Annotated in this window: 29 protein-coding genes and 1 riboswitch; of the genes, 16 read left to right on the top strand and 13 right to left on the bottom strand. The window is 35.6% G+C overall.

The features are described 5' to 3' along the window. Window positions 1-140 precede the first annotated feature (140 nt). The 3 genes from infC to rplT are packed head-to-tail and all read left to right on the top strand — an operon-like array spanning window position 141 to window position 1,290. On the top strand, window positions 141-734 hold the full coding sequence (infC, locus tag CSE_RS06235) for a translation initiation factor IF-3 (RefSeq protein ID WP_156785903.1): 594 nt from the start codon (window positions 141-143) through the stop codon (window positions 732-734). Beyond that, window positions 688-891: a 50S ribosomal protein L35 gene (rpmI, locus tag CSE_RS06230; protein ID WP_014453791.1), complete on the top strand. Its 204-nt coding sequence runs from the start codon at window positions 688-690 to the stop codon at window positions 889-891. The genes infC and rpmI overlap by 47 nt, the downstream gene beginning before the upstream one ends. A gap of 24 nt (window positions 892-915) precedes the next feature. After that, a complete protein-coding gene (rplT, locus tag CSE_RS06225) occupies window positions 916-1,290 on the top strand; it encodes a 50S ribosomal protein L20 (RefSeq protein WP_041726559.1) in 375 nt (124 codons plus the stop codon). A 63-nt stretch (window positions 1,291-1,353) separates the two neighbouring features. On the opposite strand, the gene CSE_RS06220 is transcribed toward rplT, so the two are convergent. Further along, window positions 1,354-1,908: an ECF transporter S component gene (locus CSE_RS06220; protein WP_014453789.1), complete on the bottom strand. Its 555-nt coding sequence runs from the start codon at window positions 1,906-1,908 to the stop codon at window positions 1,354-1,356. Between the two features lies 1 nt (window position 1,909). Next, window positions 1,910-2,065, bottom strand: a riboswitch (FMN riboswitch). A gap of 50 nt (window positions 2,066-2,115) precedes the next feature. On the opposite strand from CSE_RS06220, the gene dprA reads away from it, so the two are divergent. From dprA to CSE_RS06195, 5 genes are all read left to right on the top strand, one after another. Next, entirely contained in the window at window positions 2,116-3,141 is a 1,026-nt protein-coding gene (gene dprA / locus CSE_RS06215) for a DNA-processing protein DprA (protein WP_014453788.1), read from the top strand. After that, window positions 3,138-4,415: a methylenetetrahydrofolate--tRNA-(uracil(54)-C(5))-methyltransferase (FADH(2)-oxidizing) TrmFO gene (gene trmFO / locus CSE_RS06210; protein ID WP_014453787.1), complete on the top strand. Its 1,278-nt coding sequence runs from the start codon at window positions 3,138-3,140 to the stop codon at window positions 4,413-4,415. The genes dprA and trmFO overlap by 4 nt, the downstream gene beginning before the upstream one ends. Beyond that, window positions 4,412-5,287 carry a radical SAM protein gene (locus CSE_RS06205; RefSeq protein ID WP_014453786.1) on the top strand — a complete coding sequence of 292 codons (876 nt, stop codon included), beginning with the start codon at window positions 4,412-4,414 and terminating at the stop codon, window positions 5,285-5,287. Before trmFO ends, CSE_RS06205 begins: the two co-directional genes overlap by 4 nt. A 67-nt stretch (window positions 5,288-5,354) precedes the next feature. Beyond that, window positions 5,355-6,653, top strand: a complete 1,299-nt coding sequence (locus CSE_RS06200; RefSeq protein ID WP_014453785.1) for an MBL fold metallo-hydrolase — start codon at window positions 5,355-5,357, stop codon at window positions 6,651-6,653. A 56-nt stretch (window positions 6,654-6,709) separates the two neighbouring features. Next, window positions 6,710-8,377 (top strand): extracellular solute-binding protein, encoded by a 1,668-nt coding sequence (locus tag CSE_RS06195; RefSeq protein WP_014453784.1) that lies wholly within the window; start codon window positions 6,710-6,712, stop codon window positions 8,375-8,377. Between the two features lie 387 nt (window positions 8,378-8,764). Here the strand turns inward: CSE_RS06195 and CSE_RS06190 are convergent, their stop codons facing one another. From CSE_RS06190 to CSE_RS06150, 9 genes are all read right to left on the bottom strand, one after another. Next, window positions 8,765-9,601, bottom strand: a complete 837-nt coding sequence (locus tag CSE_RS06190) for a carbohydrate ABC transporter permease (protein WP_014453783.1) — start codon at window positions 9,599-9,601, stop codon at window positions 8,765-8,767. After that, the gene (locus tag CSE_RS06185; protein ID WP_041726122.1) at window positions 9,601-10,542 is read right to left on the bottom strand and encodes a carbohydrate ABC transporter permease; all 942 of its coding nucleotides are present in this window, start codon (window positions 10,540-10,542) and stop codon (window positions 9,601-9,603) included. The genes CSE_RS06190 and CSE_RS06185 overlap by 1 nt, the downstream gene beginning before the upstream one ends. Window positions 10,543-10,593: 51 nt before the next feature. After that, the gene (locus tag CSE_RS06180) at window positions 10,594-11,547 is read right to left on the bottom strand and encodes a phospholipase D-like domain-containing protein (protein ID WP_014453781.1); all 954 of its coding nucleotides are present in this window, start codon (window positions 11,545-11,547) and stop codon (window positions 10,594-10,596) included. 1 nt (window position 11,548) lies between these two features. Further along, window positions 11,549-13,855, bottom strand: a complete 2,307-nt coding sequence (locus CSE_RS08320; RefSeq protein WP_014453780.1) for a stalk domain-containing protein — start codon at window positions 13,853-13,855, stop codon at window positions 11,549-11,551. A gap of 64 nt (window positions 13,856-13,919) precedes the next feature. Then, the gene (udk, locus tag CSE_RS06170; RefSeq protein WP_014453779.1) at window positions 13,920-14,537 is read right to left on the bottom strand and encodes a uridine kinase; all 618 of its coding nucleotides are present in this window, start codon (window positions 14,535-14,537) and stop codon (window positions 13,920-13,922) included. Next, a complete protein-coding gene (locus CSE_RS06165) occupies window positions 14,537-15,115 on the bottom strand; it encodes a GTP-binding protein (RefSeq protein WP_014453778.1) in 579 nt (192 codons plus the stop codon). Before CSE_RS06165 ends, udk begins: the two co-directional genes overlap by 1 nt. 9 nt (window positions 15,116-15,124) lie before the next feature. Then, window positions 15,125-15,610: a roadblock/LC7 domain-containing protein gene (locus CSE_RS06160; RefSeq protein WP_014453777.1), complete on the bottom strand. Its 486-nt coding sequence runs from the start codon at window positions 15,608-15,610 to the stop codon at window positions 15,125-15,127. Window positions 15,611-15,622: 12 nt separating this feature from the next. Further along, window positions 15,623-16,006, bottom strand: coding sequence for a hypothetical protein (locus tag CSE_RS06155; RefSeq protein ID WP_014453776.1), 384 nt, complete (start codon window positions 16,004-16,006; stop codon window positions 15,623-15,625). Between the two features lie 39 nt (window positions 16,007-16,045). After that, complete coding sequence (locus tag CSE_RS06150; protein WP_014453775.1) at window positions 16,046-16,576, bottom strand: DUF4388 domain-containing protein; 531 nt, start codon at window positions 16,574-16,576, stop codon at window positions 16,046-16,048. A 90-nt stretch (window positions 16,577-16,666) separates the two neighbouring features. On the opposite strand from CSE_RS06150, the gene CSE_RS06145 reads away from it, so the two are divergent. Beyond that, the gene (locus tag CSE_RS06145) at window positions 16,667-18,031 is read left to right on the top strand and encodes an aminopeptidase (RefSeq protein WP_014453774.1); all 1,365 of its coding nucleotides are present in this window, start codon (window positions 16,667-16,669) and stop codon (window positions 18,029-18,031) included. A 37-nt stretch (window positions 18,032-18,068) separates the two neighbouring features. Here CSE_RS06145 and CSE_RS08435 read toward each other — a convergent pair whose 3' ends face one another. The 3 genes from CSE_RS08435 to CSE_RS06135 form a co-directional block, all read right to left on the bottom strand. Then, window positions 18,069-18,230 (bottom strand): hypothetical protein, encoded by a 162-nt coding sequence (locus tag CSE_RS08435; RefSeq protein WP_014453773.1) that lies wholly within the window; start codon window positions 18,228-18,230, stop codon window positions 18,069-18,071. Window positions 18,231-18,302: 72 nt separating this feature from the next. Further along, window positions 18,303-19,973 carry an IS1634 family transposase gene (locus CSE_RS06140; protein ID WP_014452655.1) on the bottom strand — a complete coding sequence of 557 codons (1,671 nt, stop codon included), beginning with the start codon at window positions 19,971-19,973 and terminating at the stop codon, window positions 18,303-18,305. Between the two features lie 130 nt (window positions 19,974-20,103). Continuing rightward, a complete protein-coding gene (locus CSE_RS06135) occupies window positions 20,104-20,736 on the bottom strand; it encodes a class II aldolase/adducin family protein (RefSeq protein WP_014453772.1) in 633 nt (210 codons plus the stop codon). A 74-nt stretch (window positions 20,737-20,810) separates the two neighbouring features. On the opposite strand from CSE_RS06135, the gene CSE_RS06130 reads away from it, so the two are divergent. Genes CSE_RS06130 through ispF form a run of 7 tightly spaced genes read left to right on the top strand, consistent with a single transcriptional unit; the run spans window position 20,811 to window position 26,968 of the window. Next, entirely contained in the window at window positions 20,811-21,581 is a 771-nt protein-coding gene (locus CSE_RS06130; RefSeq protein WP_014453771.1) for a type III pantothenate kinase, read from the top strand. Further along, window positions 21,565-22,566 (top strand): tRNA dihydrouridine synthase, encoded by a 1,002-nt coding sequence (locus CSE_RS06125; RefSeq protein ID WP_050981349.1) that lies wholly within the window; start codon window positions 21,565-21,567, stop codon window positions 22,564-22,566. The genes CSE_RS06130 and CSE_RS06125 overlap by 17 nt, the downstream gene beginning before the upstream one ends. Beyond that, window positions 22,550-23,041, top strand: coding sequence for a transcription elongation factor GreA (gene greA / locus CSE_RS06120; RefSeq protein ID WP_014453769.1), 492 nt, complete (start codon window positions 22,550-22,552; stop codon window positions 23,039-23,041). Before CSE_RS06125 ends, greA begins: the two co-directional genes overlap by 17 nt. 1 nt (window position 23,042) lies before the next feature. After that, window positions 23,043-24,533 carry a lysine--tRNA ligase gene (gene lysS / locus CSE_RS06115; RefSeq protein WP_014453768.1) on the top strand — a complete coding sequence of 497 codons (1,491 nt, stop codon included), beginning with the start codon at window positions 23,043-23,045 and terminating at the stop codon, window positions 24,531-24,533. Beyond that, the gene (gene radA / locus CSE_RS06110) at window positions 24,514-25,839 is read left to right on the top strand and encodes a DNA repair protein RadA (RefSeq protein WP_014453767.1); all 1,326 of its coding nucleotides are present in this window, start codon (window positions 24,514-24,516) and stop codon (window positions 25,837-25,839) included. Before lysS ends, radA begins: the two co-directional genes overlap by 20 nt. After that, entirely contained in the window at window positions 25,839-26,507 is a 669-nt protein-coding gene (gene ispD, locus CSE_RS06105; protein ID WP_014453766.1) for a 2-C-methyl-D-erythritol 4-phosphate cytidylyltransferase, read from the top strand. The genes radA and ispD overlap by 1 nt, the downstream gene beginning before the upstream one ends. After that, complete coding sequence (gene ispF / locus CSE_RS06100) at window positions 26,492-26,968, top strand: 2-C-methyl-D-erythritol 2,4-cyclodiphosphate synthase (protein ID WP_014453765.1); 477 nt, start codon at window positions 26,492-26,494, stop codon at window positions 26,966-26,968. The genes ispD and ispF overlap by 16 nt, the downstream gene beginning before the upstream one ends. Window positions 26,969-26,979 lie beyond the last annotated feature (11 nt).

Here is a 26,979-nt window from a genome sequence, read left to right as displayed (position 1 = left end):
GGACAATTGAAGAGAAAGGGCAAAGCCCTACCTTAAGCGGCCGAGAGCTTGCGAAAAGGTTTTATGGTTTTTATGAGTAATTTGTTTTATTGTTTACGGTAGCCTCTCGGCTACCTATATTTATTTTATGGAGGTGAGGTATTAACAGTAAAGACGTAATTGCAAACGAAAACATCCGCCTGAAGGAAGTGCGCCTTATTGATGAAAATGGCGCTCAGGTTGGAATCATGAGTTCAAGGGATGCCTTGAACATTGCAAGAGAAAAGGGACTTGATCTGGTGTTAATAGCACCTAATGCAAATCCGCCAGTGTGTAGGATTGTAGATTTAGGCAAGTATCTCTACGAGCAGACGAAGAAAGAAAAAGAGGCAAAAAAGAAACAAACAAAAATTGAAGTTAAGCAGATGCGCTACAGGTTGAAGATTGACACGAATGACCTTGCAATAAAAAACAAGAAAGTAAGAGAGTTTATTGAGGATGGTAATAGAGTAAATATTGAAATATGGTTCAGGGGAAGAGAGATGGCTTTTACTGACCAAGGATTTGAACTTGCAAACAAAATAATTGATGCACTTTCCGATGTTGCAATTGTTGCAAGCCCCCCCAAAATGGCTGGCAAAAACTTGGTCTTTTCTCTTGAACCGAATAAAGAAGTTTTAAAGAAATTAAGGGAAAGGAGAGAAGCACATGAAAAACAAAATCAGGTCAAGCAGATCAGCAATGAAGAGGTTTAGAGTTACAGGATCAGGTAAACTTGTTGCTTATGGTGCAAACCACAGCCACCATCTTGAAAAGAAATCTTCAAGAAGAAAGAAAAGATTAAACAGTTTGCATGTAATCTCCAAAACTGATGTAAAGAACATTTTAGGTGTTGCACCTTATTTGAAGTAACAAAAATTTTTGAAAGGAAGTGATATCATGAGAGTTAAGGCAGGCATTGTAACAAGAAGAAAACATAAAAAGATTTTGAAGTTAGCAGAAGGTTATAGGGGTGCTGCTTCGCGTAGATTTAAGGTTGCAAATGAAGCAGTAATGCATGCGCTCAAGTATTCATACATTCACAGAAGAGAAAAGAAGAGAGAATTTAGGAAACTCTGGATTGCAAGAATTAACGCACTTGCAAGAGAATATGGGTTAACTTACAGCAGATTTATTAACGGACTGAAGCTTGCAAATGTTGAAATTGACAGAAAAATACTTGCAGATCTTGCAGTAAATGATGTAAAGGCTTTTGAAGAACTTGTTAATAAGGCAAAAGAAGCACTCGAAAAAAACGGAGTAAAGGCATAAGGCTAAAAGTGAAATCTAATTTTAAAGGGGAGCATGTGTGCTCCCCAATTTTCTTTTTTTCGCTTACGAAGTCTGTGAGAAAATTCTTCGACTTTGTAGCGGTTTTACAACTAAGAACGTTACTACTGTGTCAAGCAGCCCTTTTAAAAGATTAAACGGAATATTTATTGTATAGATGTAATTGAGTATTTGCTCCTTTGTCCATGACGGCAAAAATTTAGGTATTGCCCAAAGGTTTGCAGGAATCATCATGAGAGTGAACGTTATCGTCCCAAGGATTAGCCCTAAAAGGAGTGTTAGATTATTTTTCTTTTTAAGGCTTACAATTCCTACAACAAGTGCAAAGGTTCCTGTTGCAATAAAATTTAAGAGCACTCCAATTGGACCACCTTGTCCTGCCCCACTTACAAAGAATAATAAATCTTTTATAAATGCAATGGCAATACCTGTAATAGGGCCAAAGAAGTAAGCGCCGACAAGTAACGGAATGTCTCCTAAATCTGTTTTAAGGAAACTTGCCTGAGGAAGCAAAGGAAACTCAGTAAAACGCATTAAAACAAAACTAAGGGCTGCAAGAATACCAGTAAAGATAATACTTCTTAAATTTTTCCAGGACATTTCAAACCTCCTTCCATCCAGACTTTACTGTCGGCTTGGGATTTTCACCCAATCAACAACCTTTTGGGTTGCTCGTGGGCTTAAGGGGAATACCCTATCACCACCGATCAGGAATTGTTACCTATTTTAGGTAACTCACCTTGCCCTGGAGGCTCTTTATTTTAACATATTTTGTAAAAATCTCAAAATTCATTATATTGTTTTGGTATGGATTTGTTAAAAGTCGTTGCTTTAAACTATCTTAGGTTTAATAAGCCGAAACAAGCAAAAATTTACTTGAAAGAGTTTACTGAAAATAATTCCTTTGAATTCGAGATCGAGAAACAATATGTTGAGTTTGCAGAAAAAGAAATCAAAAAGGCAGAAAAACTAAATGTAAAAATTATTCCTTTCTACGATGAAAAATATCCCGAAGCCTTGTCAGTTTTAAAGGATAAACCTCTCCTATTGTATGTAAAGGGGGACTTTATTAGTTTTCCCAATGAAGCAATTGCAGTTGTTGGCTCAAGGAAATGCTCAAATTACGGGAAAAGTGTTGCTTATAAAATTGCATATGACCTTGGAGGTGCAGGAGTTACAGTAGTTAGTGGGCTTGCATATGGCATCGATAGTGCAGCACATAATGGAGCACTTGATGCAAACGGAAGAACGATTGCAGTCTTGGGAAGCGGTGTTGATATAATATATCCAAAGGACCACATAAATTTAGCAAAAAAAATTGAAAATAATGGCTTTCTTGTTTCTGAGTTTCCTTTTGGAGCAACGCCTTTAAAGTACAATTTTCCGTTTAGAAATAGAATAATAAGTGCTTTAAGTCTTGGCGTGGTTGTGGTTGAGGCAGAGTTAAAAAGTGGCTCTTTAATTACTGCAACACATGCAATAGAACAAGGAAAAGAGGTTTTTGCAGTGCCAGGAAATATTACAAACCCAACAAGTGCAGGGTCAAATGCCCTTATAAGAGATGGAGCAATTCCTTTGCTTGATGTGAATGATATTTTTGAGAATATAAAAGAGTTGAGCCATTTAAAATCAAATAAAGATATTAAACAATTTTCAGAAATTGAGCAATTTATCCTTAATGCACTTGAAGATGGGGATACTTTTGATACTTTGAAAGAGAAAATTTCCATTGGGAATAAATTGGTATTGGATTCTGAACTCTTAGTTGTGCTAACCAGTCTTGAAGTAAAACGATATATAAAGAAGTCCGCTGGGAGGTATTACAAGATATGAAAGTTGTTGTAATTGGTGGTGGTCTTGCAGGAAGCGAAGCAGCACTACAAATTGCAGAGCATAGTATAGATGTAATTCTATATGAAATGAGGCCTGGAAAACTGACCGAAGCACACCGAACTGGAAATTTTGCAGAACTTGTATGCAGTAATTCCTTGGGATCGATTGAACTAACTGATGCAAGAGGACTCTTAAAAGAGGAAGGTTTAAAGTTGGGGTCAATCTTACTTCAGATTGCTTACAAAAACAGAGTGCCTGCTGGAAAAGCGCTTGCTGTTGATAGAGTAAAGTTTTCAGAGGAAATTACAAATATTATTTTAAATCATCCAAAGATTCATGTTGAGCGAGCGGAAGTTACCAAAATAGATTTTGAAAACGATATTGTAGTTATTGCCTCAGGTCCTTTAACAAGTGATGCACTATTAAACGAATTACAAAAACTTTTTGGAGAGAACCTTTTCTTTTACGATGCAATTTCTCCTGTTGTAACAAGAGAATCACTTGACCTAACGAAGATGTTTTTTGGCGGACGTTATAACCAATCCCCTGACTACTTGAATATCCCGCTTACATATGAAGAGTATACAAGATTTCATAAAGAACTTATTGAAGCAAAGACTCATACACCTCACGATTTCGATAAAGTGTTTTTTGAATCCTGTCTTCCTATTGAAGAAATTGCCCGGCGTGGCTTTGATGCGTTGCGATTTGGTCCACTTACGCCGAAAGGTTTTTCCGACAATTACTTTGCAGTTGTACAGTTAAGGAGAGAAGATGTTCACGGAAATCTTTTTGAACTTGTTGGCTTTCAAACATCTTTAACATATCCAGAGCAAAAAAGAGTGTTTGGTCTTCTTCCCGGCCTTGAAAATGCTGAATTTGTAAGATATGGAAGTATTCATAAAAACGCCTATTTCAAAGCAAATAGGATACTTCTAAAAACTCTTCAAACAAGAAAATATCCAAATATTTTCCTTGCAGGGCAAATTACAGGATCCGAAGGGTATAGCGAAGCAATTTTAACTGGACTTGTTGCAGGTTTGAATGTAGTAAGGTTGTTTAATGGCAAGGAACTTCTTGAAATTGGAGAAGAAACAATGATAGGAAGTCTTATTCGCTTTCTTGTGGAAAATGACCTTAATAATCCACAACCAATGCGAGCTAATTTCGGACTTATCCCTAAAAAGTACTTTGAAATTCCTAAAAGTAAAAGAAAAGAGATTTTCATCAATGATTCTCTAAACGCAATAGAAAAATTGCGGAGAAGCTTATGAAAAATTATAAATCTCTCGAAGAGTTGTATAAGTTGCTTTCTCCATGTAATCTTTGCCCGCTTAGGTGTGAGGTGGATAGGTTAAAAGGTGAAATAGGTATATGCAATTCTAATGCTATTATTAAAATTTCTTCTGCCGTTTTATACAAAGGAGAAGAGCCACCTTTGTCTGGACCTTTTGGGTCTGGCACAATTTTTTTCAGCAATTGTAATCTTAAATGCGTTTATTGTCAAAATTACAATTTTAGTCAGTTAGGTGCAGGGAAATTTGTTTCAGTGAAAGAACTTTCAAATATAATGCTTTGGCTTGAGAAAAAGGGTGCTTCTAACATTAACTTTGTAACGGCAACACACTATGCACCACAAGCGATGGCTTCACTTACACTTGCAAGAGAAAGAGGCTTAAAAATACCAGCCGTTTGGAATACCATAGGCTACGAAACTGTTGAACTTGTAAAACTTCTCAATAACTTTATCGATATATACCTTCCGGACCTTCGATACATAAATGATGAAGATGCTTTGAAATATTCAAATGCACCTAATTACTTCGAGATTACAATGGAAGCGTTGAGAGAAATGGTAAAAAATAAAAGTATAAAATTTGGGAACGACGGTCTTCTTAAAGAGGGTGTTGTTGTGAGGTATCTTGTATTTCCGGGAAGGTTAAATGATCTTCGTAGAGCACTCAAAGTTCTCAAGCGTGAATTTGGTGATTCTATTTTCATTTCTGTGATGACTCAGTATGTCCCAGTATATCGAGCACATGAATTTAAGGAACTTTCAAGAAAACTTACAAAAGAAGAAATAAATGAGGTAAAGAAAATCGTAAAAGAAGAGGGCATAAAAAACGGTTGGGTGCAATACGATTAATACTTGACAAACACCCTATTATGTGTATAATATGTGCTCTAAATAATTGAGAAAAGGGAGTGATACTATGAGAATAGGATTTTATGGTGGTGTAAGAGAAATTGGCGGAAATATAATTCTTATGGAGTCAAACGGTGTTGGTATTGTTTTTGATTTTGGAAGAAGGTTTCCTACATCGCAAGTCTTCTTTAACGATACAATTAAAGGGCGTCCTGAAAAAGGTTTTGAAGACTATGTAGATTTAGGCGAACTTCCGCCTTTTATAGGTTTTTACAAAAGCGAATTGCCCGAAGAAAAAAGTCTTCCAATAGAAATTGGCGGATTATTTTTCTCACACGCACATCTTGACCACATTGGGCAAATTTGTTATTTGAGCGATTCCTTAAAGAAATTTATGACCAAGGGAAGTTTTGCAACACTTAGTTATTTTGTTGAAAAGGGCATCGTTGAGTGTATGCCTTCAAATATTGAAATTATTGACGGAAAAACTATTCAAATTGGCGATTTTAAAATAATGCCCTACTTTATAGACCATGATATTCCTGGTGCGGTTGCCTATTTTGTTGAGACACCCAAGGGATTAGTAATTTATACGGGGGATATCTACTTTAAAGGTGTTAAAAGCGAACTTTCTTATAGATTTGTTGAATATGCAAAATCTCTTAAACCTTACATCCTCATCACTGAAGGAACCCGTATAGGCTGGAATGGAATTGTTAGCAACACTGAGGTTGAACTTAAGGAGCAGATTAAGGAAGTTGCAAATGTATTTAAAGGACTTATTATAGGAAATGTTTATGAAATCCACCTTGCAAGAATTGAAACCTTCTATAACGCAGCAGTTGAGCTTGATAAAAAATTTATTATTCATGAAGATTATGCAAATACGCTTCTTAAATATGGTGAATTTGATCGAGGCGCACTTCAAATATTAAATGCGCCTAACACTTTTATCTATGCACCATTCGGAAGTAAACTTAACTTACCAAAGGAAAAGTTTATTACAAAAGAGGAATTTCTTGCAAATCAGAATAAAGAAATTTTATTATTAAATTTTAACCACATTACCGAACTTCTTGATATTAAGCCAGTTGTAGGTTCTGCCTATATTATGTCAGGTGGAGAGCCACTTTCATCCGTTGATCCTGCAAATACAAAAATATTAGAAAATTGGCTTTCAAAATTTAATCTTCCTTTATTTAGGATCCACTCACCAGGGCATGCTTCAGAGACAGAAATCCTTTGGATGGCAAAAGAAATAAATCCGGAGATACTTCTTCCTATTCATACACAGATACCAGAGCGGTTTAATGTGGTGCACAAGAATGTTCAAATCCTTGAAAAAGGTGTATTGACTGAGTTTTAGTAAGTAGTATAATTTAATACAATGGGTAAAACCCAAATTTTGAAAGGAGGTAGAGTATGAAGAAACTGATTGCAGTACTTGCAATCTTAGTTATGGTCTTTACCTTTGTAAAGGTAGTTCCATCAGTTCAGGCACAGAATGTGAAGACCATTGTAGTTTATGTAGGAAAAACCACTGGCACAATCGATGGAAAATCTACGACTCTTGATCAGGCACCTGTTATCGTAAATGGAAGAACTCTTGTTCCAATTAGATTTATCTCAGAGGCATTTGGCGCAACAGTTGATTGGAATGGATCCACTCGTGAAGCAACAATTAAACTTCTTGGAAACACAATTGTCCTCAAGATTGATTCATCAACTGCAACTGTCAATGGTTATACAGTCTATCTTGATTCACCTGCAACAATCATTAAACAAACAGGAAGAACTGTTGTCCCTCTAAGATTTGTATCTGATTCACTTGGTGCAGATATTACGTGGAATGCAACTGAAAAATCTGTTACCGTTAAATTCTCTGAAGATTGGATAAAGAATCCAACTGAAATTACCTTCTGGCATGCAATGCAAGCAGCACTTGGGAAGGCACTTACAAAACTCATTGATGAATTTAATGCAACTCACCCAAGATATAAGATTGTTCAAACCGCTGTTGCAAACTACTCTTCTCTGCAACAAAAGACAACAGCAGCAGTTGCATCAGGTCAACCACCGGTTTTAACTCAGGCTTATGAAAACTGGGTTGCAAACTATATGCTTGGTAACCTTCTCACACCGATGGAGAAATTTGTAAAAGATCCTTCAATGGGGCTTTCACAAGCAGATATTAATGACTTCTTCCCAATCATGTGGAAAGATGGCTATATGCCAGATGGTAAGATGTGGATGCTGCCTTTCAATAAGAGTGTCGAGGTAATGTACTACAATGTAGATATGCTTAAAGAAGCAGGTTTTGATCACCCTCCAAAAACATGGGATGAGTTTGCAACTATGGTTAAGGCTCTTACAAAAACAGATGGCTCTCAGTGGGGTGCATCCTTAGGTGCTGACGTTGACCTTTGGTATTCAATGGTGTATGCATGGGGTGGAAGAGTTTTAACAGATGATTATAGAAACGTATTATTTGATAAGGATACAAATGTCTTGAAGGCAGTTGAATTCATGAACGATCTTTATAAGAATGGTTATATTCACTTTACAACAGGATATAACTACCAAACAGACTTTGGTAATAAGAAATGCGCATTTGTATTTGCTTCAGTTGCATCGTATACATATATAGATCAAGCGGTTGCGGGTAAATTCAAGTGGTCGCAAGCACCAATTCCAGCAGGACCAAAAGGTCAATACACTTCAATGTATGGTACGAACGTAGTTATTTTTGGTCAAAAATATAGTGCAGATGTCCAGCGTGGGGCTTGGGAGTTTGTAAAATGGTTTGATGCACCCTATCAAACAGCAAGATGGTCAATTGATACAGGATACCTCCCTGTTAGAAAATCTGCACTTGATCTTCCAGTGTTTAAACAATTCCTATCAGAGCATCCAGAAAGAAAAGCAGGACTTGATTCACTTAATTTTGCTATTGTTCAGCCACCAACAAAAGAGTGGAACCAGGCACGTTCCGACATTGGTGCAGAACTTCAAAAGATATATCTCCAAAAGATTTCTCCTGCAGATGGAATTAAAGAACTTGGCCAGAAGTTAAGATCATATATTAGATAGTAAGGAAAAAAATAACTAATTATATATCCCCGAAGGGCTCCCTTCGGGGATTTTTTATTTCAATATCGCGAAATTTTTAAGTATACTTTAATTTCTCCTAAAGGAAACATAAAGGTTATTTTTATAAAGGTTTTGGAAAGCACTTTAGGTAAACTAATTTAACTTTGAAAAATAACGAAGGATTCTTACCAAATGAAATATTCAAAATTGAAGTTTTGTATTTTTGATCGAATTTCATTTTGTTAGAAAATCTTATGGTGTTTTAGGTTAAATTGGAAATAAGATGTTTTTCGTTTTTAAGTATCATTTGTAAGTATTTAGGTTGTGCATTTAATAAAAAAGCGTGTGCTTTAGCACACGCTTTAAAAGTTAAGACCTACTGTAAAATTATCCTTTGATTGCTCCTCTTGAAATTCCCTCGATGAATTGCGTTTGGAATATGAGAAATAGAATCAAAACTGGTGTTGTAGCCATTGTTGCCGCTGCTGCAAGCAATTGCCAGTTTGTACTTTCTGCTCCAATAAACGAGTAAAGTGCAACTTCAAGTGGCATGAATCTTGGATCTGTATTTACGATTAAAGGCCACAAAAATGCGTTCCATGCACCAAGGAATACAAAAAGTGCAAGAGCAAAAAGAGTTGGCTTAATAATTGGTAGCGCAATATTAAAATAAAATCTTCCGATAGAGCATCCATCAATTTGTGCTGCCTCCCATAACTCGTTTGGTATTTGCTTAAATGCCTGTCTTGTTAGGAATGTTCCAAATACGCTTGCGCCAAATGGTATTATTAGCGCCTGATATGAGTTGAGCCAATTAAGTCTATAAAGTGTCAAATAGTTCGGGATAAGCATAAGTTCTCCCGGGATCATCATAATGCCAAGGATTAACATGAAGATCTGATTCTTAAGAGGAAATTTGAGCCTTGCAAATGCGAAACCTGCAAGAGATGAGTTGAAGAGGGAAAGTAAAGTTGTAGTGGTTGCAACAAAAATGGTATTAAGAATATAACGGGTCCAAGGAACGCCTTGGGGATTTGATTTCCACATGTCTATGTAGTTTTTCCACTGAAAATCCGGCCAAAGTTTTGGAGGATATCTAAAAAGGTTCTCAGGTTTGCTTAGAGATGTTACAATCATCCAATAAAATGGGAACACCATAACAATTGTTACAAATGCAAGAATTAGGTATGAAAAAAAATACGACTTCTTGAAATTTATTTTCATTATTCTTCACCCTCCGTTCCCTCTGAATAGAAAACTCTTCTTCCTGTTACTCTAAATTGGATAAGAGTGATACTAAATATGATGCCAAAGAGAACTACAGCAATGGAACTTGCAAAACCTGACTTCCAGTATTGGAATGCCTCACGGTAGAGCATATAGCCTATAGTTGTCGTTGAATTGTACGGCCCTCCTTGAGTTAAAACAAGGACTGGCGTAAACATTCTGAATGCTCCTATTAAGGAGATTATGAAGATATAGAAGGTTGTCGGTGAAAGTAAAGGCCACGTTACATGCCAAAATACTCCCCATGCATTTGCACCATCAATTTGTGCTGCTTCCTGTAATTCCTTTGAAACAGCAGTAAGGCCTGCCATAAATAAAATCGTTGAATATCCCAGGTCATGCCAAACCGTGTAAATGACAATTGCAAAAAGTGCCGAAGGAAAGCCAATTAACCATGGCGAAGGTGGAAGATTGAGTAATTTTAAAATTGAGTTTAGGATTCCATAGTCTGGGTGAAAAATCCATTCCCAAACAATTGAAGTTGCAACAAGTGGTGTAACATATGCAACAAAAATTCCAAGCCTAAAGAAACTCCTAAATTTTATGGGCTTCATCAAAAGTGTTGCAAGGAAAAGAGATAATGCCATAGTAATTGGAACTTGTAGTGCAACATACTCTACTGTAACCAATGCTGCGTGCCAAAAATCCTGGGAATAAGGAGGTTTAATTAAAAGGTTTAAATAGTTTTGCAAACCAATGAATGTTTTTCCTCCTATCATCGACCAATCAAAAAGAGAAAGATAAAATACATAGAATGTTGGAAAAATTGCAAAAACTCCCAAGATGATTAGGGCAGGCGTAATAAATCCATAACTAGTAATGTATTCAAGGATTTTTTTCCTCCTTTTAAGACCAGCAAGTACTTGTGCTTCTTCCATTTCCATACTCCTTTCTCAAATTATTTTACCAAATTTTCCTGAGAAGTCAATTTATGGAACTATTGCATGAGATAAGTCCCAATTCCAAATAAGTTCAAGTTCATTAATAGTATCTTTATTGTAAGTGAAAAGCGCTGTTTCTCTTTCATTTTCAAGTGAAGGCTGAGTGAAGTTATTAGAGCCGATATAGGCATATGTATCATCAATGATGAATGTCTTTGCATGGATATACGGATTTGGCAAAGCGAGGACAGAGTCCCCAAGTTCTTTTTTAGCATCTGCTGCATAGGATGTTGGCATAAGAATTTTTACATCAACACCTTTTGCTTTTTGCTCTTTGAGGATATTTATTATTGATTGGTCAGAAATACTTTGTTCCCAAATTTTAATACTACTTTTTGCACTTTTTAATGCATTTTCAATTTTTTCTCTTGAATCAATGGGGCTTACAATAACATTTGGATTTGTGTTTGTAAAGTTAGTTCTATTCCAGTCAGCATTGAAAAGGTTTTTTAAGGTTTCCACATCTTCCCTATTATATGTTACAAGACCAAATTCTCTATTCTTAGCAAAACTTGAATAAGTAAAATTCCCGGTGAGGACAATTGCTTCGGTATCATCAATTACAACATATTTTGCATGTGTTAAGAAGAATTCAGGTCTTGCCCATCTTACTTCTATTCCATATTTTTTGAGCATTTCTCTTATATCGAAATTTTGGGTTTCCGATTGATATGGTGCTTCTTCGAGAATGACCCTAACCTCTACTCCTTGTTTTGCAAGATTTATTATAGGAGGAATAAAATCAAAGTCTGTAAAGCCATAGATATTAATGAAAAGCTCATTTTTTGCTTTCATCAATTCATTCAGAATTGCTTGCTTTCCGCCAAATGTTTCTGAAATAAGAATTTCATTTGTATTTTCTGATTTAACAGTCTTAAAAGTTCCAAGAAATACAACAGATAAAATTATTAAGGAGATGAACAAAAGTTTTAGTTTCTTCATGTTAGCCTCCTAAAGTTATTCTTACTTGTCTTGTTATGTTATCCCATTCAACCTTTGCCCCGAATGTTTCTGAAATAAATCTTATAGGCACAAACGTCCTTCCACTTGTAATTTCTGGAACCACTTTAGGGTCAATATCTATTGGGGTTTGTTTTCCGTTTACAATTGCATATGAGCTTCCAATTTTTAAAATAATTGTTTTATTTTGATATTTGATTGTAACCTCTTTAGTTGTATTGTTCCACTCAACAGTTGCGCCAAATGCTTCTGAGATAAATCTTATTGGGACAAGAGTTCTTCCGTTTTTGATGTAAGGTGCCGCATCAATTGTTTTTTTATCACTATTTATAATGATTTCGTTTTTTCCAACTGTAAGGATTATTTCAACAGGAGTAGTTTCAAATGAATATCTGAATAAGCCACCTGATGAGGTTAGAACAAAAAGGCTTCCACTTTTGCCGTAATAAAAGTCAGGCGATAAAAATACATTTATAACATATCTATTAGTTAGGCTAAAACCAATATTTTCATAACTTAAACCTCTATTTTTAGTTATGTATATATTGCCGTATGTGGTACCAGATGATCCCCATGCACCTACAACCATAAATCCGTCGCTTGCATAGTTTGGAGATATTTGAACGCCATCTGCCCATGTTGTTCCAAGATCGTAAATTTGCATAAAAGTGTTTCCTCTATCGTTTGATATAAATTCACCTGCTGCAGTCCCGACAAGAACAAGCCCGTCACTTAAAAATGTTTTTGAAATATCAAGCCCCGTAATACTCATTCCCCAGAATTTATTGTTTGCAATTTCTTTAAACGTTTTACCTGAGTCTTCTGACCTATAGAGGTTTCCACCATTCGTTGCAATAAAAATATAATTGCCTATCCCTTTGACAAAGTTTATATTTAAGTCATATGGATAAAGATCCTTTATTTTTTCTAAATTTGAAAGATTGAGATCCGATTTATAGAGGCCATCATCCTCTGTCCCTATGAATAATGTTTTGTTATATTCATAAATAACAGAAACTGAGTGATCTTTTAAAATGTCGAGTTGTTTGAAAGTTTTTCCTGCGTCGGTTGAAGCAAATATTCCCTCCCCAAGTGTTCCAATAAGAATTGTCCCATTTGAAATCTCTTTTACCTCAAGAATTTCGTGTGTATCAAGATTGCCAATGCTTTCGAATGATTTACCTCCATCTCTTGAAACGTATAACCCATTATTTGCAGTCCCAAGATAGACGGTTTTGTTTGTTGAATAATTAGGTGAGAAGCTCAAAGTTGTCGTATTTATATTAGTTATTCCTGTATTTGAAAGTGAAAAAGTTTTGCTTGCCTTGTCAAATTTAATGATACCATATTCATATGAAGCGATAAAAATAGCATCAGCACAAACATCAAAGGAGATATTGGTTGAAGGTACTGGAATTTCGTAAGTTGTATAACTTCCATTAACTTTGACAAACATTTTTTTAGTTCGTGAAAGTGCGTAAAGATTGTTCAAGTCATCTATCTTTATACCAATAATTTTGTTCCCATTTAATTCCTGATTGAATGTTTTCAGATCATTTGAAAGATAAATCCCACTTCCGAGTGTTGAAAATGCATAAGCGTTATTTTTAATGGATATTGATGTTATTGGCGAGTTTACAGTATAAAGAAGAGTTTTATTTGTTCCGTCAATTTTGTAAAACTTTCCAAATTCTGTTCCGATAAAATAGTTGTCGTTGTATGTTGCAATTGCGGTGACATATTCTGATGTAAATTTTGCAACTGTTTTCCATGAAGATCCATTATTTACCATAATCAAGTTTGTGTTTAAAACTTTTCCATCGCTTCGTTTTTCGAAACTCACTGAAACGGCCATAAGGGTATTCGTTATTGGGTCGCTTGTTAATTGAGTAATGTAGGTTGCTTCAATGCCCATTTGGTAGGGTTTGAAAGATTTTCCAAAATCGCTTGTCATATAAATGCCGTTTTTTGTTCCTATATAGACCGTGTTGTCCTTTGAAAAATCTTTTGAAAGTGCAAAATCATTTATACCTTCAAACGTTAAGTTATATCCAACGGAAAGGTTTATAGAGTTAAAAGTTTTTGCACCATCTTTCGAGACATAAAATCCTTCAGGACCACCTGCAAAGATTATTCCATCATTTGAAAAGTTTGTTGAAACGACAACTTTGTCAATTTCGCCACCGTAAAGACCAATAGGTTTAGTGAATATAGGTTCCTTAGCGTTAGTGTAAGATGCACCTGTTAGGAGAAAGATAAGAGTTAATAAAATAATAATTATTTTTTTCATCCTACCTCCTTAATGTTATTTTGGGTATATATTTTACGACAAAAATTAAGAAAAAAGAAATTTATTATTGATTTAAAATTGATTTAATCTTTGCAAGAATTATGTCCATTGCAATTTCGTTTTTGCCGCCACGAGGAATAATAATATCTGCAAACTGTTTAGTTGGTTCTACAAATTGGATATGCATTGGTCTTACTGTTTCAAGATACTGGTTTATAACTGATTTTAAGGTTCTTCCTCTTTCAAGAACATCTCTTTCAATTCTTCTTATAATTCTTACATCAGGGTCGGTATCGACAAAGATCTTGATTGAAAAGAAATCTCTTATTTCGTCATAATAAAAAAGAAGAATACCTTCAACGATAATAATTGGCTTGGGATAGATATCCTCAAATTCCCCCGTTCTTGCGTATTTTTCAAAAGAGTAAATAGGCACTTTTATTGGGATTCCATGCTTTAAATCTTCAAGATGCTTTTTTAAAAGTTCAATGTCAAAAATTGATGGATGGTCATAATTAAGTTTCTTTCTTTCTTCGATTGTTAACTCTGGAAAGTCCTTGTAATATGAATCCATCGAAATGATTGCAGTTTTATCTTTTCCCAAAGATTTTTGGATTATCTTTGCAACAGTTGTTTTGCCTGAGCCTGTGCCACCTGCAATACCAATAAATGTCGGTTTCATTATGCCTTTTGGACTACAAGTTTTGTGATTGCCTTTAAAGTTTCTACTACATTTATGCCTTCTTGCGCAATTGCTTCAAAATATTGGTATTTGTTATCTTTGTTTAAATCCTGTTGCAGTTCTTCTATTGAAAGGATATTTGGTAAATCCCTTTTATTGTATTGAAGGATAATTGGCATCGTTTCAACATTTTCCCCAAATTCTATGAGGTTTTCAATCATATCTTGAAAACTATCAATGTTTTCTTGTCGCTTTTCAATTTGAGAATCAGCAACAAAAACAATCCCATCAGTTGCTCTTAAAACCGATTTTCTCGTAAGTTTATAGATGTATTGTCCAGGCACAGTATAAAGGCTTAGTCTTATTGTGAAACCCTTGATGCTTCCAAGTTCAAGGGGTAAAAAATCAAAGAAAAGCGTTCTTTCTGTTTCGGTTGCGATACTTGTAAAATCGCCTTTTACTTTGTCCGGCAGGGTTGTATAAATGTGCCTGAGATTTGTTGTTTTTCCACTCATTGCAGGTCCATAATATACTATCTTAAAAGAGATTTCTCTCTTTGCAAAATTGATTGTACTCATCTTTTCTCCTTAGAATAGGTCTTCAATATCCTTTTCTACGTCCTCGTTTATAACCTTTTGAGTTTGGTTCTCTGCTCTTTTTTCTGCACCTTCGATTATTGGCTTTATTTCATTACCTGTTTTCTTTGCCCAAAATCTTATTGCGCCAATCGGTAATTTATTGTCGAAAATCATAGCAAGGAGTGCGTTTTGAGTAATAAGGGATATGTGAATGTTTGTTTCCTGTCCTTGGTGGAATGTAATTGTAAATTCCTTCTCACCCAAAAGCCTTGCAAGTTCATTTGTTGCAGAGAATACTCCTGCTGCAAGTGCAGATATGTTTTGTGCAACATCAGAAGTTATATCTCCACTTTTTGCAAGGAGTTCGCCGCTTTTGTTAAGAAGAACGATGTCCCTTGCTTCAGATTCGACAAGATACTCACCAAATAATTCTTCTATTTTTTTGAGTTCTTCTTCATTTAAAACAATTTGTACTTTTGAAAGTCTTCCTTCCATTTTATCCTGGTTTCAAAAACTATCCGAAATTGGATAGCTTTTGGTAGGCTTATTTTTAATCCGCCAATTCAAGTTAGCCATATAGCCTACAGGCGGAATTTGGCTAACCATAGTCCCTGCACCAAGCACAGGGACTAACCTATTTGGTAACCTTGCCCAATCCGTTAAGAGTGTTTTTAACGGAGAGAAGTCCCTAATAAATGACCTCCCAAAGATAGGGATACCAAAGGCTACCTTAATAACTTTCCTAAGTTTTAAAGAGTGTTTTAACTCTTCCCTAATCTTTTCCTTTCTTAGATCTATAAGTTCTTGGAGCTTTAGAGTGCTTGAGAATTTTCTAATTATTCCATAAATCTTGTTTAAGTTTTGCACGTTTAACAACTCTCTATTCCTCATATTTAATATCCTTAATTAAAACAGTTTTATTAACTGTTTTTAGCCTCCCAAAGTAACAATTTCTTTCCTTAATAATCCTTTTAATACCTCTAAGAACTTAACATAACTCATGGACATCTCTTCCATTATAATAGAAATTGGTGTGCCATCCAAGATATATTTAAGTAATTTTATTTCATCTTTAGATAATTCAACGCCATTTTTATCATTTTTCGTGTTTGGAAGCATTTTTGTAGTTTTTGTAATCTTTTTTATGATTTCAAAGTTTTCTTCTCTAAGATTTATACCGGTCGCTATAATATCAAATAAATCTTTCTTAATTGTCCTTGGCGGAAGAACGATATTTGTGATAAATGAGAATACTCCGTTAATTTCAAGAAATACATCAAGAATTGCCTCCTCTCCAATCGAAAATGGTCCATTTGCATGCACAATTTCTCCGTTTGAAAAGTAAATACCATACATCCCCATAACCCCATCAACTTCAAGTTTGCCAGATTTTTTGCTTGTTGAGATACTCTGTATTACTTCTTCCAATTTAAAATCGTTTAAATTTCCCTGTAAAGCCATCTCCTTTTCTCCTTTACATATAGTATGAAAATTTTTTAAAAATGCAAATCAAGTTATAATAAAGGGTAAAAAATTTTTAAGGAGGCAAACGTGGAACTTAAGTATTCAACAAAAAATGCATGGGAAGTATTAAAACATGATGAGGTAATTAATTTTTCTGAGTCTTACAAGGACTTCATAAGTAACGCAAAAACTGAAAGAGAAGCAGTAAAGTATTTGAAGAATGTTGCAGAGCAAAACGGTTTTGTTGACCTGTTTAAAGGAGATACGCACTCGGGAAAGTATTATGCAATAAATGATAACAAAAACATTTTTCTATTGAAAGACGGAATCCTCGGAGTGGAAAATGGTTTGAATTTTGTATTTGCGCATATTGATTCCCCAAGAATTGATATTAAACAAAACCCACTTTACGAGGGAGCGGATGTTGTAATGTTTAAAACACACTACTATGGTGGTATTAAAAAGTATCAGTGGGTGACAATTCCTCTTGCACTTCATGGCGTTATAATACTAAAAGATGGCACCAAATTGGAAGTTAGCATAGGAGAGAGCGAAACTGACCCAGTTTTTGTTATTTCGGATTTACTGCCACATCTTGCAAAGAAGCAGATGGAACAAAATGCAAGAGAAGTTATTCAGGGAGAAGCACTTGATCCAATTGTAGGAAGTATCCCTGACAAAGAGTCTGACAAGGAGAAATTCAAGACCGCAATACTTAAACTCTTGAACGAAAAATATGGAATAGTTGAAGAGGATTTTATAAGTTCTGAATTAACGCTTGTGCCTGCAGGTAAAGCCCGTGATGTGGGTTTTGATAGAGGTGCAATTGCATCTTACGGGCATGATGATAGAATTTGTGGCTTTACAGGGGCAATGGCGCTTATAGATGCAACAAATCCAAAAAGAACTATTGGTGTAATGCTATTTGATAAGGAAGAAATTGGAAGCGATGGTATTACTGGTGCTCAATCAGATTTTCTTGACTATGCAATTGAAAAGTATCTTGCCTTAAAAGGTATAAAGAATGTCTCTGTAAGGGAAGTTTTACATAAATCATACGGACTATCTGCTGATGTAAATGCAGCGATTGATCCTCTTTATAGGGATGTTTTTGATGATCAAAATTCTCCAATATTTGGACATGGAGTTGTTGTCACCAAATTTACAGGTTCTGGTGGAAAATATTCTGCATCTGACGCTTCTGCTGAATTGGTATTCAAGGTAAGGAAACTTTTTAATGAAAATGGGGTACCTTGGCAAATTGGCGAACTTGGTAAAGTGGATGTAGGTGGTGGGGGAACTGTTGCTAAATTTATGGCAAATAGAGGCATTCAGGTGCTTGATGTTGGGCCTGCACTTCTCTCGATGCATGCACCATTTGAACTTGCATCAAAAGTAGATTTGTATTCTTCCTACCTTGGATATAAAGCATTTTTAGAGAAATTTGAATAAGACTTTGAATTTGAGGGGGCAAAAGCTCCCTCTATTTTTATAATCCTCTTTTTTTCTTTAATTCTAAGAGATTTTCAAGTTTATCTTGAGGAATTGGCTTTGCTCCACCAAGAAGGTTTGCAACAGTTAGCATCTTGCACAGATTTTCGAGTTCTTCCATTCTCCCGACTTTATCAGTTGACCTTGAACCAACCCGCATAAATCCTAAGAATTAATTTTTAAAAACCTTCATTTTGCTACTACAAACTTCTGTTTGATCTTTTTGTTCTGATTAGATTCTTAACTCTTCAAAGGGAGTAATGTTTTTTGGAGGTTTAATATGAAGTATTTTAAGAATCTTGTTACCAAGCTCATCCCACTTTGTTTTAAGATAGAATGAATGTCCTTCTGCACTAAATTCTGTAAGATTCATTAAGTTGAGTGCTTCTTTGATTCTTTCAGGTGATGCTTTGATATTATTCTCTTTAAGTGTTAGTTCAAGCGTTCTTTCAAGAAGGAAAGAGAGGAAACAAACAACAAAGTGGCCTTTGATTCTTTTTTCGGTCCAGTGGAAGATTGGCCTAACCTCCAACGTACTCTTCATTATCCTGAATGATTCTTCTATCTTCCATAGAGCATGGTGTGCATCAAGAATGTCATTTACATTCATATCAGTCTTGCTTACCTCTATTGCATAGTATCCATCAAACATCTCATCCCTTGACATTGCATTTTTATCCAATTCCCAGTTCAGCTTGTTTGTCTCCTTGAGGTATTTTCTTCCTCCACGCTTCAAGCTTCCACTGATAGCAGAAGGGTTATCAAGAAATTTTACTCCTTTATCAATCAACCTCTGCCTATCCTCTCTATCCTTTTGAGCTCTCAAGGGAGAATAAGTTACAAGGAGCTTCTCTTTGAGGTCATACAGTTTGTTATCTGTATCTCTTACAGTATTTACATAATCAAGCAGCTTGTATCTGAAGGTTTCTTCATCTTGGCTTGAATCGGCTGAATTGAGGTTAAGGGTATCTTTCCCTTTTATTGTGACGTACCCCTCTTCATTCAGGATACTTTCCTGCACATCCTTCTTCATGCTCTTTATGCGTGATGAAACAATGTAATCATACCCTTTATCTTTGATTTTCTTTAAGTTGAGCTTTGAATTTAGCCCTCTGTCTGCAACGATGATTACCCTGCGTATGCCAAACCTTCCACTGAGTTTATCAAGGGACGACTCAAGTGTCTTACCTTCAAAGGTATTGCCAGGAAAGAGTTCATATCCTATTGGCCGACCAACCATATCAATGAGCAGTCCTAAGACAACCTGCACTTCATTAACCCTATTTTCTTTGCTGAATCCAAAGTCTCTTAATGTATCCTTCTTTACGCTTTCAAACCTGAATGTTGTTGCATCATAGAAGACAACATCAACATTCATATTGAATAGGCTCTTCTGTTTGTTAAAAAGGTAATCTTCAATTGTTTCTTTATGCTCTGATAGTATGTCAAGGGAACGATAGAGGTGGTTTAATCCTACAGAAGGAAGATTAGCATAGTGCAGTTGATTGTTGTATGTTCCAAGCTTACTCTTTGGATTCATAAGGTGTTCTGCTGCCATTAAGAAGATAGAAGTGTTTAAGTCAAACTGGATATTTGTTTTCTCTCTCATATCATTAAGCAGTTTATTTAATCCATAGTTATCCCAGAGTTTCTTGTAGACAGCATAGCCAGTATTAACGACATTTCCACCTTTTACCGTATTCAGGTCAATCATATCCTTAAACTTTGATAGTTCTGCAAGGCGAAGGCCTAATCTTCCAAACATTGGGTTGTTCTCAATCATATCTAATCTACCAAGGTTAAGGATCACCTTGTGCTTTATGATACTTTTTTCTTTGTCTCTGTATGCCGAGACTATGGAGACATACTTATGCTTTCCAGACTTAGTAACTTTTACAAACATATCCTATTGTATCATAAATATTAAAAAATGCAAGCAAAAACAAGAAATAAATGATAAAATATTGCTACTACAATTTTAAAAAACAAAAAATTACAGCTACATAAATACTACATTCTTTAGATAAAAATACTCAAAAATGAAGAGTAAGTGATAAAGTCAGGAGATTTTCAAGTTTATCTTGAGGAATTGGCTTTGCTCCACCAAGAAGGTTTGCAACAGTTAGCATCTTGCACAGATTTTCGAGTTCTTCCATTCTTCTAAATGCTCTTTCCAGTGTGTCCCCAACGGTAAGTGCACCGTGGTTTGCAAGAAGGAGAGCGTTATGGTCTTGTATTGCCTTACCAATATTTTCTGCAAGTTCTTTTGAGGAAGTTATCTCATAAGGAATTACAGGCACATCTCCCAATATTAGAGTAGATTCTTCGTGGACATTGTTTGGAATTGAAGAGTTTGCAATAGCAAAACCTGTTGCATATGGTGGGTGGGCATGTATTATTGCGTTTACGTCAGGACGAACTTTATAAATTTTTATGTGAAAAAGAATTTCCGAAGAAGGTTTCCCTTCACCTTCAACGACGTTTCCACTGAAATCAATTACAAGAATATCTGAGTAGTCTAATTCGTCTTTGGGAACACCTGAAGGAGTTATGTATATAAATTCCTCTTCTCTTACTGAAAAATTTCCACCGTAACTTCCGTTAAGTTGATGCTCATACAGTCTTCTTCCAATCGCTGCTATATCTTCTTTTATTTGTCTCTTCATTTTAACCACCTTTCGCCAAATTATTATACCAAAATACCTGTTTTTTGTGTAAAATAGAAAGTTAGGAGGTAAAAATGGTTATAACGGTAGATATTGGAAACACAAATATTGTGTTTGGATTCTTTGAAAAGGGAATGCTTCTAAATACTTTAAGAATTGTAACAGATAGCGGAAGGACATCTGATGAATATAGGTTGTTACTTCTGCAATTTATTAGAGAAGAGAAACTTCACGGAAACGTTGAGGATGTTGTAATCTCTTCTGTTGTCCCATCTCTTACACCTGTCTTTAGAGCAGTTGCACGAAAAATGGCTGGGAGAGATGCAATTCTTATTAACTCTGAGTTACCGATTGGAATAAAATTTGATGTTGACGAACCAAGGTTTGTAGGTGCAGATAGAATTTGCGACATTTTTGAGGCACATAAATTATTTCCGAATGAAAATGCCGTAACAGTTGATTTCGGAACGGCAACAACATTCTCTGTAATTACAAAAGATGGAAGATTCGTTGGAGGTCCTATAACAATTGGCGTGCTTCCTGCTTCAACAGAACTTTTTAGAAAAACTGCACAACTACCAAGAATTGAACTTGTGAAACCAAAAAGTGCGATAGGAAGAAATACCGTTGAAGAAATGCAGTCAGGTGTTATAAATGGTTTTGGTGGCCTTGTTGATAGACTTATAGAACTCATTGAAGAAGAACTTGGAGAAAAAGTACGTGTCATTGGCACTGGTGGTATATCCCATATTATGGAAGGTGTTTCAAAGAGAATAGAAATATTTGACAAACTTCTTACAATAAAAGGGCTTTATAGCATTTACGAATATGTTAAAGGAAAATGACACCTTGAATAGGCTTAATCCCGAAATTCCTATATTTCTTGCACCTCTTGCAGGATACACTGACTCCCCTTTTAGGAGGGTTGTTCGATCTTTTGGTGCGGGAATTGTTTTTACTGAAATGGTTTCTGTGATGGGAATAAAATTCAAGGATAAAAATACACTTGGGCTTCTTAAGTTTTATCCCGAAGAGCACCCGATTTTCGTGCAACTTTTTGGCTCGGATATCGATGCGTTTGCACATGCTTCAAAATTCGTGACTAATCTTAAATTTGATGGAATTGACATAAACGCAGGTTGCCCAGTCCCAAAAATTGTGAAAGATGGATCTGGATCATATCTTTTGAAAGATCTTACGAGACTTGCAAAGATTGTTCATGCTGTTAAAAGTTCTTCGGACTTACCTGTATCTCTTAAAGTAAGGAAAGGTTTTAATAAAGGCGAAAATGTGCTATCTGGAGTTTTAAAAATTGCAGAGAATGAGGGCGTGTCATTTTTAACGATCCATGCAATAACGACGGAAGAAGGTTTTAAAAAGGAAAGCGAAGATTGGGATGCGATTGCTGAAATTGTGGCAAAGGCAAAAATTCCTATTGTAGCAAATGGAGGTGTTGAAGAGGAGGAAGACGTAAAGGCGCTTTTTGAGAAGACAAATGCACCTTATGTTATGATTGGACGTGCAACAATAGGGCGTCCGTGGTTTTTGAAATCTTCCTATAAATTTTTAAAAGAAAACATCAAATTAGATATTCCAAATAAAGAAAAAATAGATATAATAGTAAGACATATAGAAAGTGCCGTTGAATTTTATGGAGAGGAAAAAGGAATAGTTGAGATGAGAAAACACTTTATTAAGTATGCAAGAGGAATAAGAAGAGCAGCAGAGTTTAGAAGATATGCAAATAGTATAAAAACTAAGGAAGAAGCAATAGCTCTTGTCAGGGCTTTTTTTGATGAAACGGAGGTTAAAGATGGAAGAACAAGTTGAAGGGAAAATCCAAATTTCTCGTAAAGGTTATGAGGAACTTAAAAAAGAATTAGAAGAAAGAAAAACAGTCATTCGTCAGGAGATTTCTGAAAGAATCAAGCAGGCGATAACTTTTGGAGATCTTTCTGAAAATTCTGAATATGATGCGGCAAAGCAGGAACAGGCCTTTAACGAAAGTAGAATTGCAGAATTGGAAGCAATCCTTTCAAAGGCAGAGATAATAGATGAAGATGCAGTTGATACAGATAAGGTAAATATCGGTTGTAAAGTCGAATTGAAGAACCTTTCAACGGGAAAAGTTGTAAGTTATTACATCGTAGGTCCAGCTGAATCCGACCCTGACGATGGAAAAATTTCATCAACTTCTCCTGTTGGACGAGGTCTTATTGGGCACAAAGTAAACGAGATAGTTGAAATACAAATTCCAAAAGGAACAGTTAGATACAAGATTTTAAAGATAGTAAAGGGTGATTAGGATGGAACTTCCAAACCTAAACGAAGTAGAGAGAAAGAGGGCAGAATTAGTCCAAATTTTAAAGGCTTCAGGCGTAGATCCGTATGGGCGAAGATTTATAACGTCTTTTAATAATAAATATCTTAAAGATCATTTTGATGAACTTATAGACAAAGTTATTGAAGCACGTGGCAGAATAATGGCTATAAGAGGTCATGGAAAAGCAAGTTTTGTAGTTCTGAGAGATTTTTCATCTGATATTCAACTATACTTCAGGCTCGATAACCTTGGGGAAGAAAAGTATAATTTCTTTAAGAAAGCAATAGACATAGGCGACTTTATTGGAGTTAAAGGAAAACTTTTTAAAACTCATACGGGCGAAATAACAATTGAGGTAACAGATTTCGAACTTCTTACAAAGGCAATAAAAGTACTTCCAGAGAAATATCATGGTCTTAAGGACACCGAACTTAGATATAGAAGGCGATACCTTGATTTAATTGCAAATAGAGACGTCCTTGAAACATTCGTCAAAAGAAGCAAAATTATCCAAAAGATAAGGGAAGTTTTCGATAAGAGCGGTTTTATTGAAGTTGAAACACCCATGTTGCAGCCAATTGCTGGTGGTGCATCGGCAAGGCCATTCAAGACTTACTACAACGCACTTGACCAAGAGATGTATTTGAGAATTGCACCAGAACTTTATTTAAAGCGTTTGATTGTTGGAGGATTTGAGAAAGTTTATGAAATAAATAGGAACTTTAGAAACGAAGGTATTTCAACAAAGCACAATCCTGAATTTACCATGCTCGAAGCCTATTGGGCTTATGCAGATTACACAGACGTGATGAATTTTGTAGAAAATCTTCTTTACGAAGTTGCACTTTCTGTAAATGGGACACCAAAGGTGACATTTTTAGGGCATGAAATTGACTTTACTCCACCCTTCAGAAGGATAAAGTTTGAAGAGGCACTTAATGAATATGCAGGAGTGACTCTTGAAGAGTTAAGAGATTTAAGTAATGCACAGAGTATTTTAAATAGGCTCGATATCAAGATGGACAAGCCACTTACTGTTGGGAACCTCATCAACGAAGTCTTTGATAAGAAGGTTGAAGAACATCTCATACAGCCAACTTTTGTTTATGAATTCCCAATCGAAATATCTCCACTTGCAAAAAGAACTTCATACGATCCTCATATGGTTGACAGATTTGAGCTCTTTATAGGCGGTCTTGAACTTGCAAATGCATTCTCTGAGTTAAACGATCCACAGGACCAATATGAGCGATTCTATGAGCAGATGGAAGCAAAGAAAAAGGGTGATGTTGAAGCGCAGGAAATGGATATGGACTATATCGAGGCAATGGAGTATGGTTTGCCACCAACTGGTGGGCTTGGAATAGGGATCGATAGGCTTGTAATGATTTTAACAGGCAAAGATTCAATAAGAGAAGTAATTCTTTTCCCACAACTTAAGAAAAAAGAGGTTAATGAAAAAGAAGAAGAGTAGTGGATATGTTTGCACTGTTTGTGGGTATAAATCGCCAGTTAAATTAGGTAAATGTCCTCAGTGTGGAAGTTGGAATTCGTTTGTTGAGGAAGAAGAATCCGAAAAAGAGGACGTAAATATAGTAACACTTGAAACTGGTAAGAGCGAGAAATTTGAGCGTATAAAAACAGGTATTAACGAATTTGACAGAGTCCTTGGTGGTGGTATCGTCAGGGGCTCTATAATTTTAATAGGTGGAGAACCAGGTATAGGAAAATCAACTCTTATCCTTGAAGTGCTTGATAGGGTTGCAAAATTTGGACGTGTGCTTTATGTCTCTGGTGAAGAATCAAAAGAACAGATAATGATGCGTGCAGAAAGGCTAAATATCCACAACAAGAACATAGAACTTCTCACAGAGCAAGACATAGACCTAATAAGAGATTTAACATTGTCAAGAAAACCAATATTACTTGTTATTGATTCCATTCAAACGGTGTTTTCTAAAGATGTTGAAGGTGCACAAGGAAACATAAACCAAGTAAAAGAGTGCACTAGAATCCTCATTGAAATTGCAAAAAAACACGGAGTTTCCGTTATTCTCATTGGACATGTAACGAAAGAAGGAACAATTGCAGGACCAAAAACTATTGAACACATGGTTGACGGCGTTTTTTATATCGACGGAACGAGAAATGATATCTTAAGGCTTTTTAGGGGAGTTAAAAATCGTTTTGGCACAACAAATGAGGTTGGATTTTTTGAAATGGGGGAACAAGGGCTTATCGAAGTTAAAAATCCGTCGCTTGAGTTTCTTTCAGGTGGGGTTTTGAAGGAAGGGTCTGTTATAACATCGGCATTAGAGGGAAGCCTTCCCATATTCTTTGAGGTGCAATCTCTTGTTACGCCTACGATATTCCCAATCCCAAGGCGAGTTGCAAGCGGCATTGACTATAATAGACTTTTGCTTTTGATTGCAATTATTGAGAAAAGATTACGAATAAAATTGGGTGGTTTTGATATTTATGTGAATGTTGTAGGTGGATTTAAACCAGATGATAGAACAAACGATCTTGCATTTGCATTATCAATAGTTTCTTCCTATTACGAGAAGCCATTGATTAACAAATCAGTTGTTTTGGGTGAATTGGGACTTTCGGGAGAAGTTCGCCCAACTGTTGGTATTGAGAGAATGGTAAAACAAGGGAAAAGCCTCGGCTTTGAAAACTTTGTTATCCCAAAGTTTTTTGAAGGGAAATTAAAAATTAATGACATAAATTTATTTTTTGTTTCTACAGTTGAAGAAGCAAAGGAGATAGTTTTCTAATGGATGTTTCTGCTATCATTGTTGCAGCAGGTAAGTCTACACGCGCAAATGGTGTTGACAAGAATTTTGTAAAGATTAACGGGAAATTTGTTGTAGAATTCTCAATCGGGGTTTTTTTAAAAGTTGACGAAATAAAAGAGATAATTCTTGTTCTTAATGATGACAACTTTGAAAAAGGAAAAAACCTTGCAAATAAATATAAAAATCTTTCACTTATTAAAGGCGGAGAAACTCGTGCAGTTTCTGTTAAAAATGGGGTTGAGATTGCAAAAGGCGAGAGAGTGCTTGTGCATGACGGTGCAAGACCTTTTATAAATAGAGAACTTGTTGTAAGAATTTTAGAAAATCTCAAAAATTTTGATTGTGTAATACCTGCAGTTCCCGTAAGGCACACAATAAAAGAAGTAGAAAATGGTTTTGTCAAAAAAACTTTTGACAGGACAAAACTCTTTGAAGTACAAACACCCGAGGGTTTCAGAAAAGATCTCCTTATTCAATTATACAAAAATTCTATATTAGATGACTCGATATTCGACGAATCCATTCTTTTTGAAAGGGCAAATATTCCTGTGAAAGTCGTGGATGGGCTTTACGAAAATTTTAAAATAACGACCCCACTTGATATATTTTTAGCAGAAATATTTTCACGGACATGGAAACAAGAATAGGTATTGGCTACGATTCCCACAGATTTGTAGAAGGCAAGACTCTCTATCTTGGAGGAGTTGAGATTCCGTTTGATAAAGGCCTGTATGGACATTCCGATGGTGATGCTCTAATTCATGCAATTATTGATGCAATCTTAGGTGCATTGAGTTGGGGTGATATTGGCAAGTGGTTTCCTGACAACGACCCGAACCTAAAGAATATAAGAAGCACAGTCCTTCTATCCAGAGTAAAAGAGAAACTTGATCAGAATCATGTAAGTATTATTAACATCGATAGCGTAGTGATTCTTGAAGAGCCGAGAATTGCTCCTTTTACTGATTCAATGCGTGAGGTAATCGCAAAAATTCTTGGAATTGAAAAAGATAGGATAAGTATAAAAGGAAAAACAAACGAAGGCATGGGGTTTGTTGGTAGAAAAGAGGGCGTTCAGACACTTGCAATTGTAGTTTTAGAAATTTAATAGATAATTTA

Origin of the sequence: Caldisericum exile AZM16c01 (genome assembly GCF_000284335.1) — a bacterium.
GTDB lineage: Bacteria > Caldisericota > Caldisericia > Caldisericales > Caldisericaceae > Caldisericum > Caldisericum exile.
Note: the sequence above shows the minus strand (reverse complement) of the source record. Positions and strands in the feature narration are given on the sequence as shown.

Excerpts from the sequence above, each read along its gene's own strand:
- rpmI (WP_014453791.1), top strand. The coding sequence starts at position 688 with ATGAAAAACAAAATCAGGTCAAGCAGATCAGCAATGAAGAGGTTTAGA.
- CSE_RS06220 (WP_014453789.1), bottom strand. The coding sequence starts at position 1,908 with ATGTCCTGGAAAAATTTAAGAAGTATTATCTTTACTGGTATTCTTGCA.
- dprA (WP_014453788.1), top strand. The coding sequence starts at position 2,116 with ATGGATTTGTTAAAAGTCGTTGCTTTAAACTATCTTAGGTTTAATAAG.
- trmFO (WP_014453787.1), top strand. The coding sequence starts at position 3,138 with ATGAAAGTTGTTGTAATTGGTGGTGGTCTTGCAGGAAGCGAAGCAGCA.
- CSE_RS06205 (WP_014453786.1), top strand. The coding sequence starts at position 4,412 with ATGAAAAATTATAAATCTCTCGAAGAGTTGTATAAGTTGCTTTCTCCA.
- CSE_RS06200 (WP_014453785.1), top strand. The coding sequence starts at position 5,355 with ATGAGAATAGGATTTTATGGTGGTGTAAGAGAAATTGGCGGAAATATA.
- CSE_RS06195 (WP_014453784.1), top strand. The coding sequence starts at position 6,710 with ATGAAGAAACTGATTGCAGTACTTGCAATCTTAGTTATGGTCTTTACC.
- CSE_RS06190 (WP_014453783.1), bottom strand. The coding sequence starts at position 9,601 with ATGAAAATAAATTTCAAGAAGTCGTATTTTTTTTCATACCTAATTCTT.
- CSE_RS06185 (WP_041726122.1), bottom strand. The coding sequence starts at position 10,542 with ATGGAAGAAGCACAAGTACTTGCTGGTCTTAAAAGGAGGAAAAAAATC.
- CSE_RS06180 (WP_014453781.1), bottom strand. The coding sequence starts at position 11,547 with ATGAAGAAACTAAAACTTTTGTTCATCTCCTTAATAATTTTATCTGTT.
- CSE_RS08320 (WP_014453780.1), bottom strand. The coding sequence starts at position 13,855 with ATGAAAAAAATAATTATTATTTTATTAACTCTTATCTTTCTCCTAACA.
- udk (WP_014453779.1), bottom strand. The coding sequence starts at position 14,537 with ATGAAACCGACATTTATTGGTATTGCAGGTGGCACAGGCTCAGGCAAA.
- CSE_RS06165 (WP_014453778.1), bottom strand. The coding sequence starts at position 15,115 with ATGAGTACAATCAATTTTGCAAAGAGAGAAATCTCTTTTAAGATAGTA.
- CSE_RS06160 (WP_014453777.1), bottom strand. The coding sequence starts at position 15,610 with ATGGAAGGAAGACTTTCAAAAGTACAAATTGTTTTAAATGAAGAAGAA.
- CSE_RS06155 (WP_014453776.1), bottom strand. The coding sequence starts at position 16,006 with ATGAGGAATAGAGAGTTGTTAAACGTGCAAAACTTAAACAAGATTTAT.
- CSE_RS06150 (WP_014453775.1), bottom strand. The coding sequence starts at position 16,576 with ATGGCTTTACAGGGAAATTTAAACGATTTTAAATTGGAAGAAGTAATA.
- CSE_RS08435 (WP_014453773.1), bottom strand. The coding sequence starts at position 18,230 with ATGCGGGTTGGTTCAAGGTCAACTGATAAAGTCGGGAGAATGGAAGAA.
- CSE_RS06140 (WP_014452655.1), bottom strand. The coding sequence starts at position 19,973 with ATGTTTGTAAAAGTTACTAAGTCTGGAAAGCATAAGTATGTCTCCATA.
- CSE_RS06135 (WP_014453772.1), bottom strand. The coding sequence starts at position 20,736 with ATGAAGAGACAAATAAAAGAAGATATAGCAGCGATTGGAAGAAGACTG.
- CSE_RS06130 (WP_014453771.1), top strand. The coding sequence starts at position 20,811 with ATGGTTATAACGGTAGATATTGGAAACACAAATATTGTGTTTGGATTC.
- CSE_RS06125 (WP_050981349.1), top strand. The coding sequence starts at position 21,565 with ATGTTAAAGGAAAATGACACCTTGAATAGGCTTAATCCCGAAATTCCT.
- greA (WP_014453769.1), top strand. The coding sequence starts at position 22,550 with ATGGAAGAACAAGTTGAAGGGAAAATCCAAATTTCTCGTAAAGGTTAT.
- lysS (WP_014453768.1), top strand. The coding sequence starts at position 23,043 with ATGGAACTTCCAAACCTAAACGAAGTAGAGAGAAAGAGGGCAGAATTA.
- radA (WP_014453767.1), top strand. The coding sequence starts at position 24,514 with ATGAAAAAGAAGAAGAGTAGTGGATATGTTTGCACTGTTTGTGGGTAT.
- ispD (WP_014453766.1), top strand. The coding sequence starts at position 25,839 with ATGGATGTTTCTGCTATCATTGTTGCAGCAGGTAAGTCTACACGCGCA.
- ispF (WP_014453765.1), top strand. The coding sequence starts at position 26,492 with ATGGAAACAAGAATAGGTATTGGCTACGATTCCCACAGATTTGTAGAA.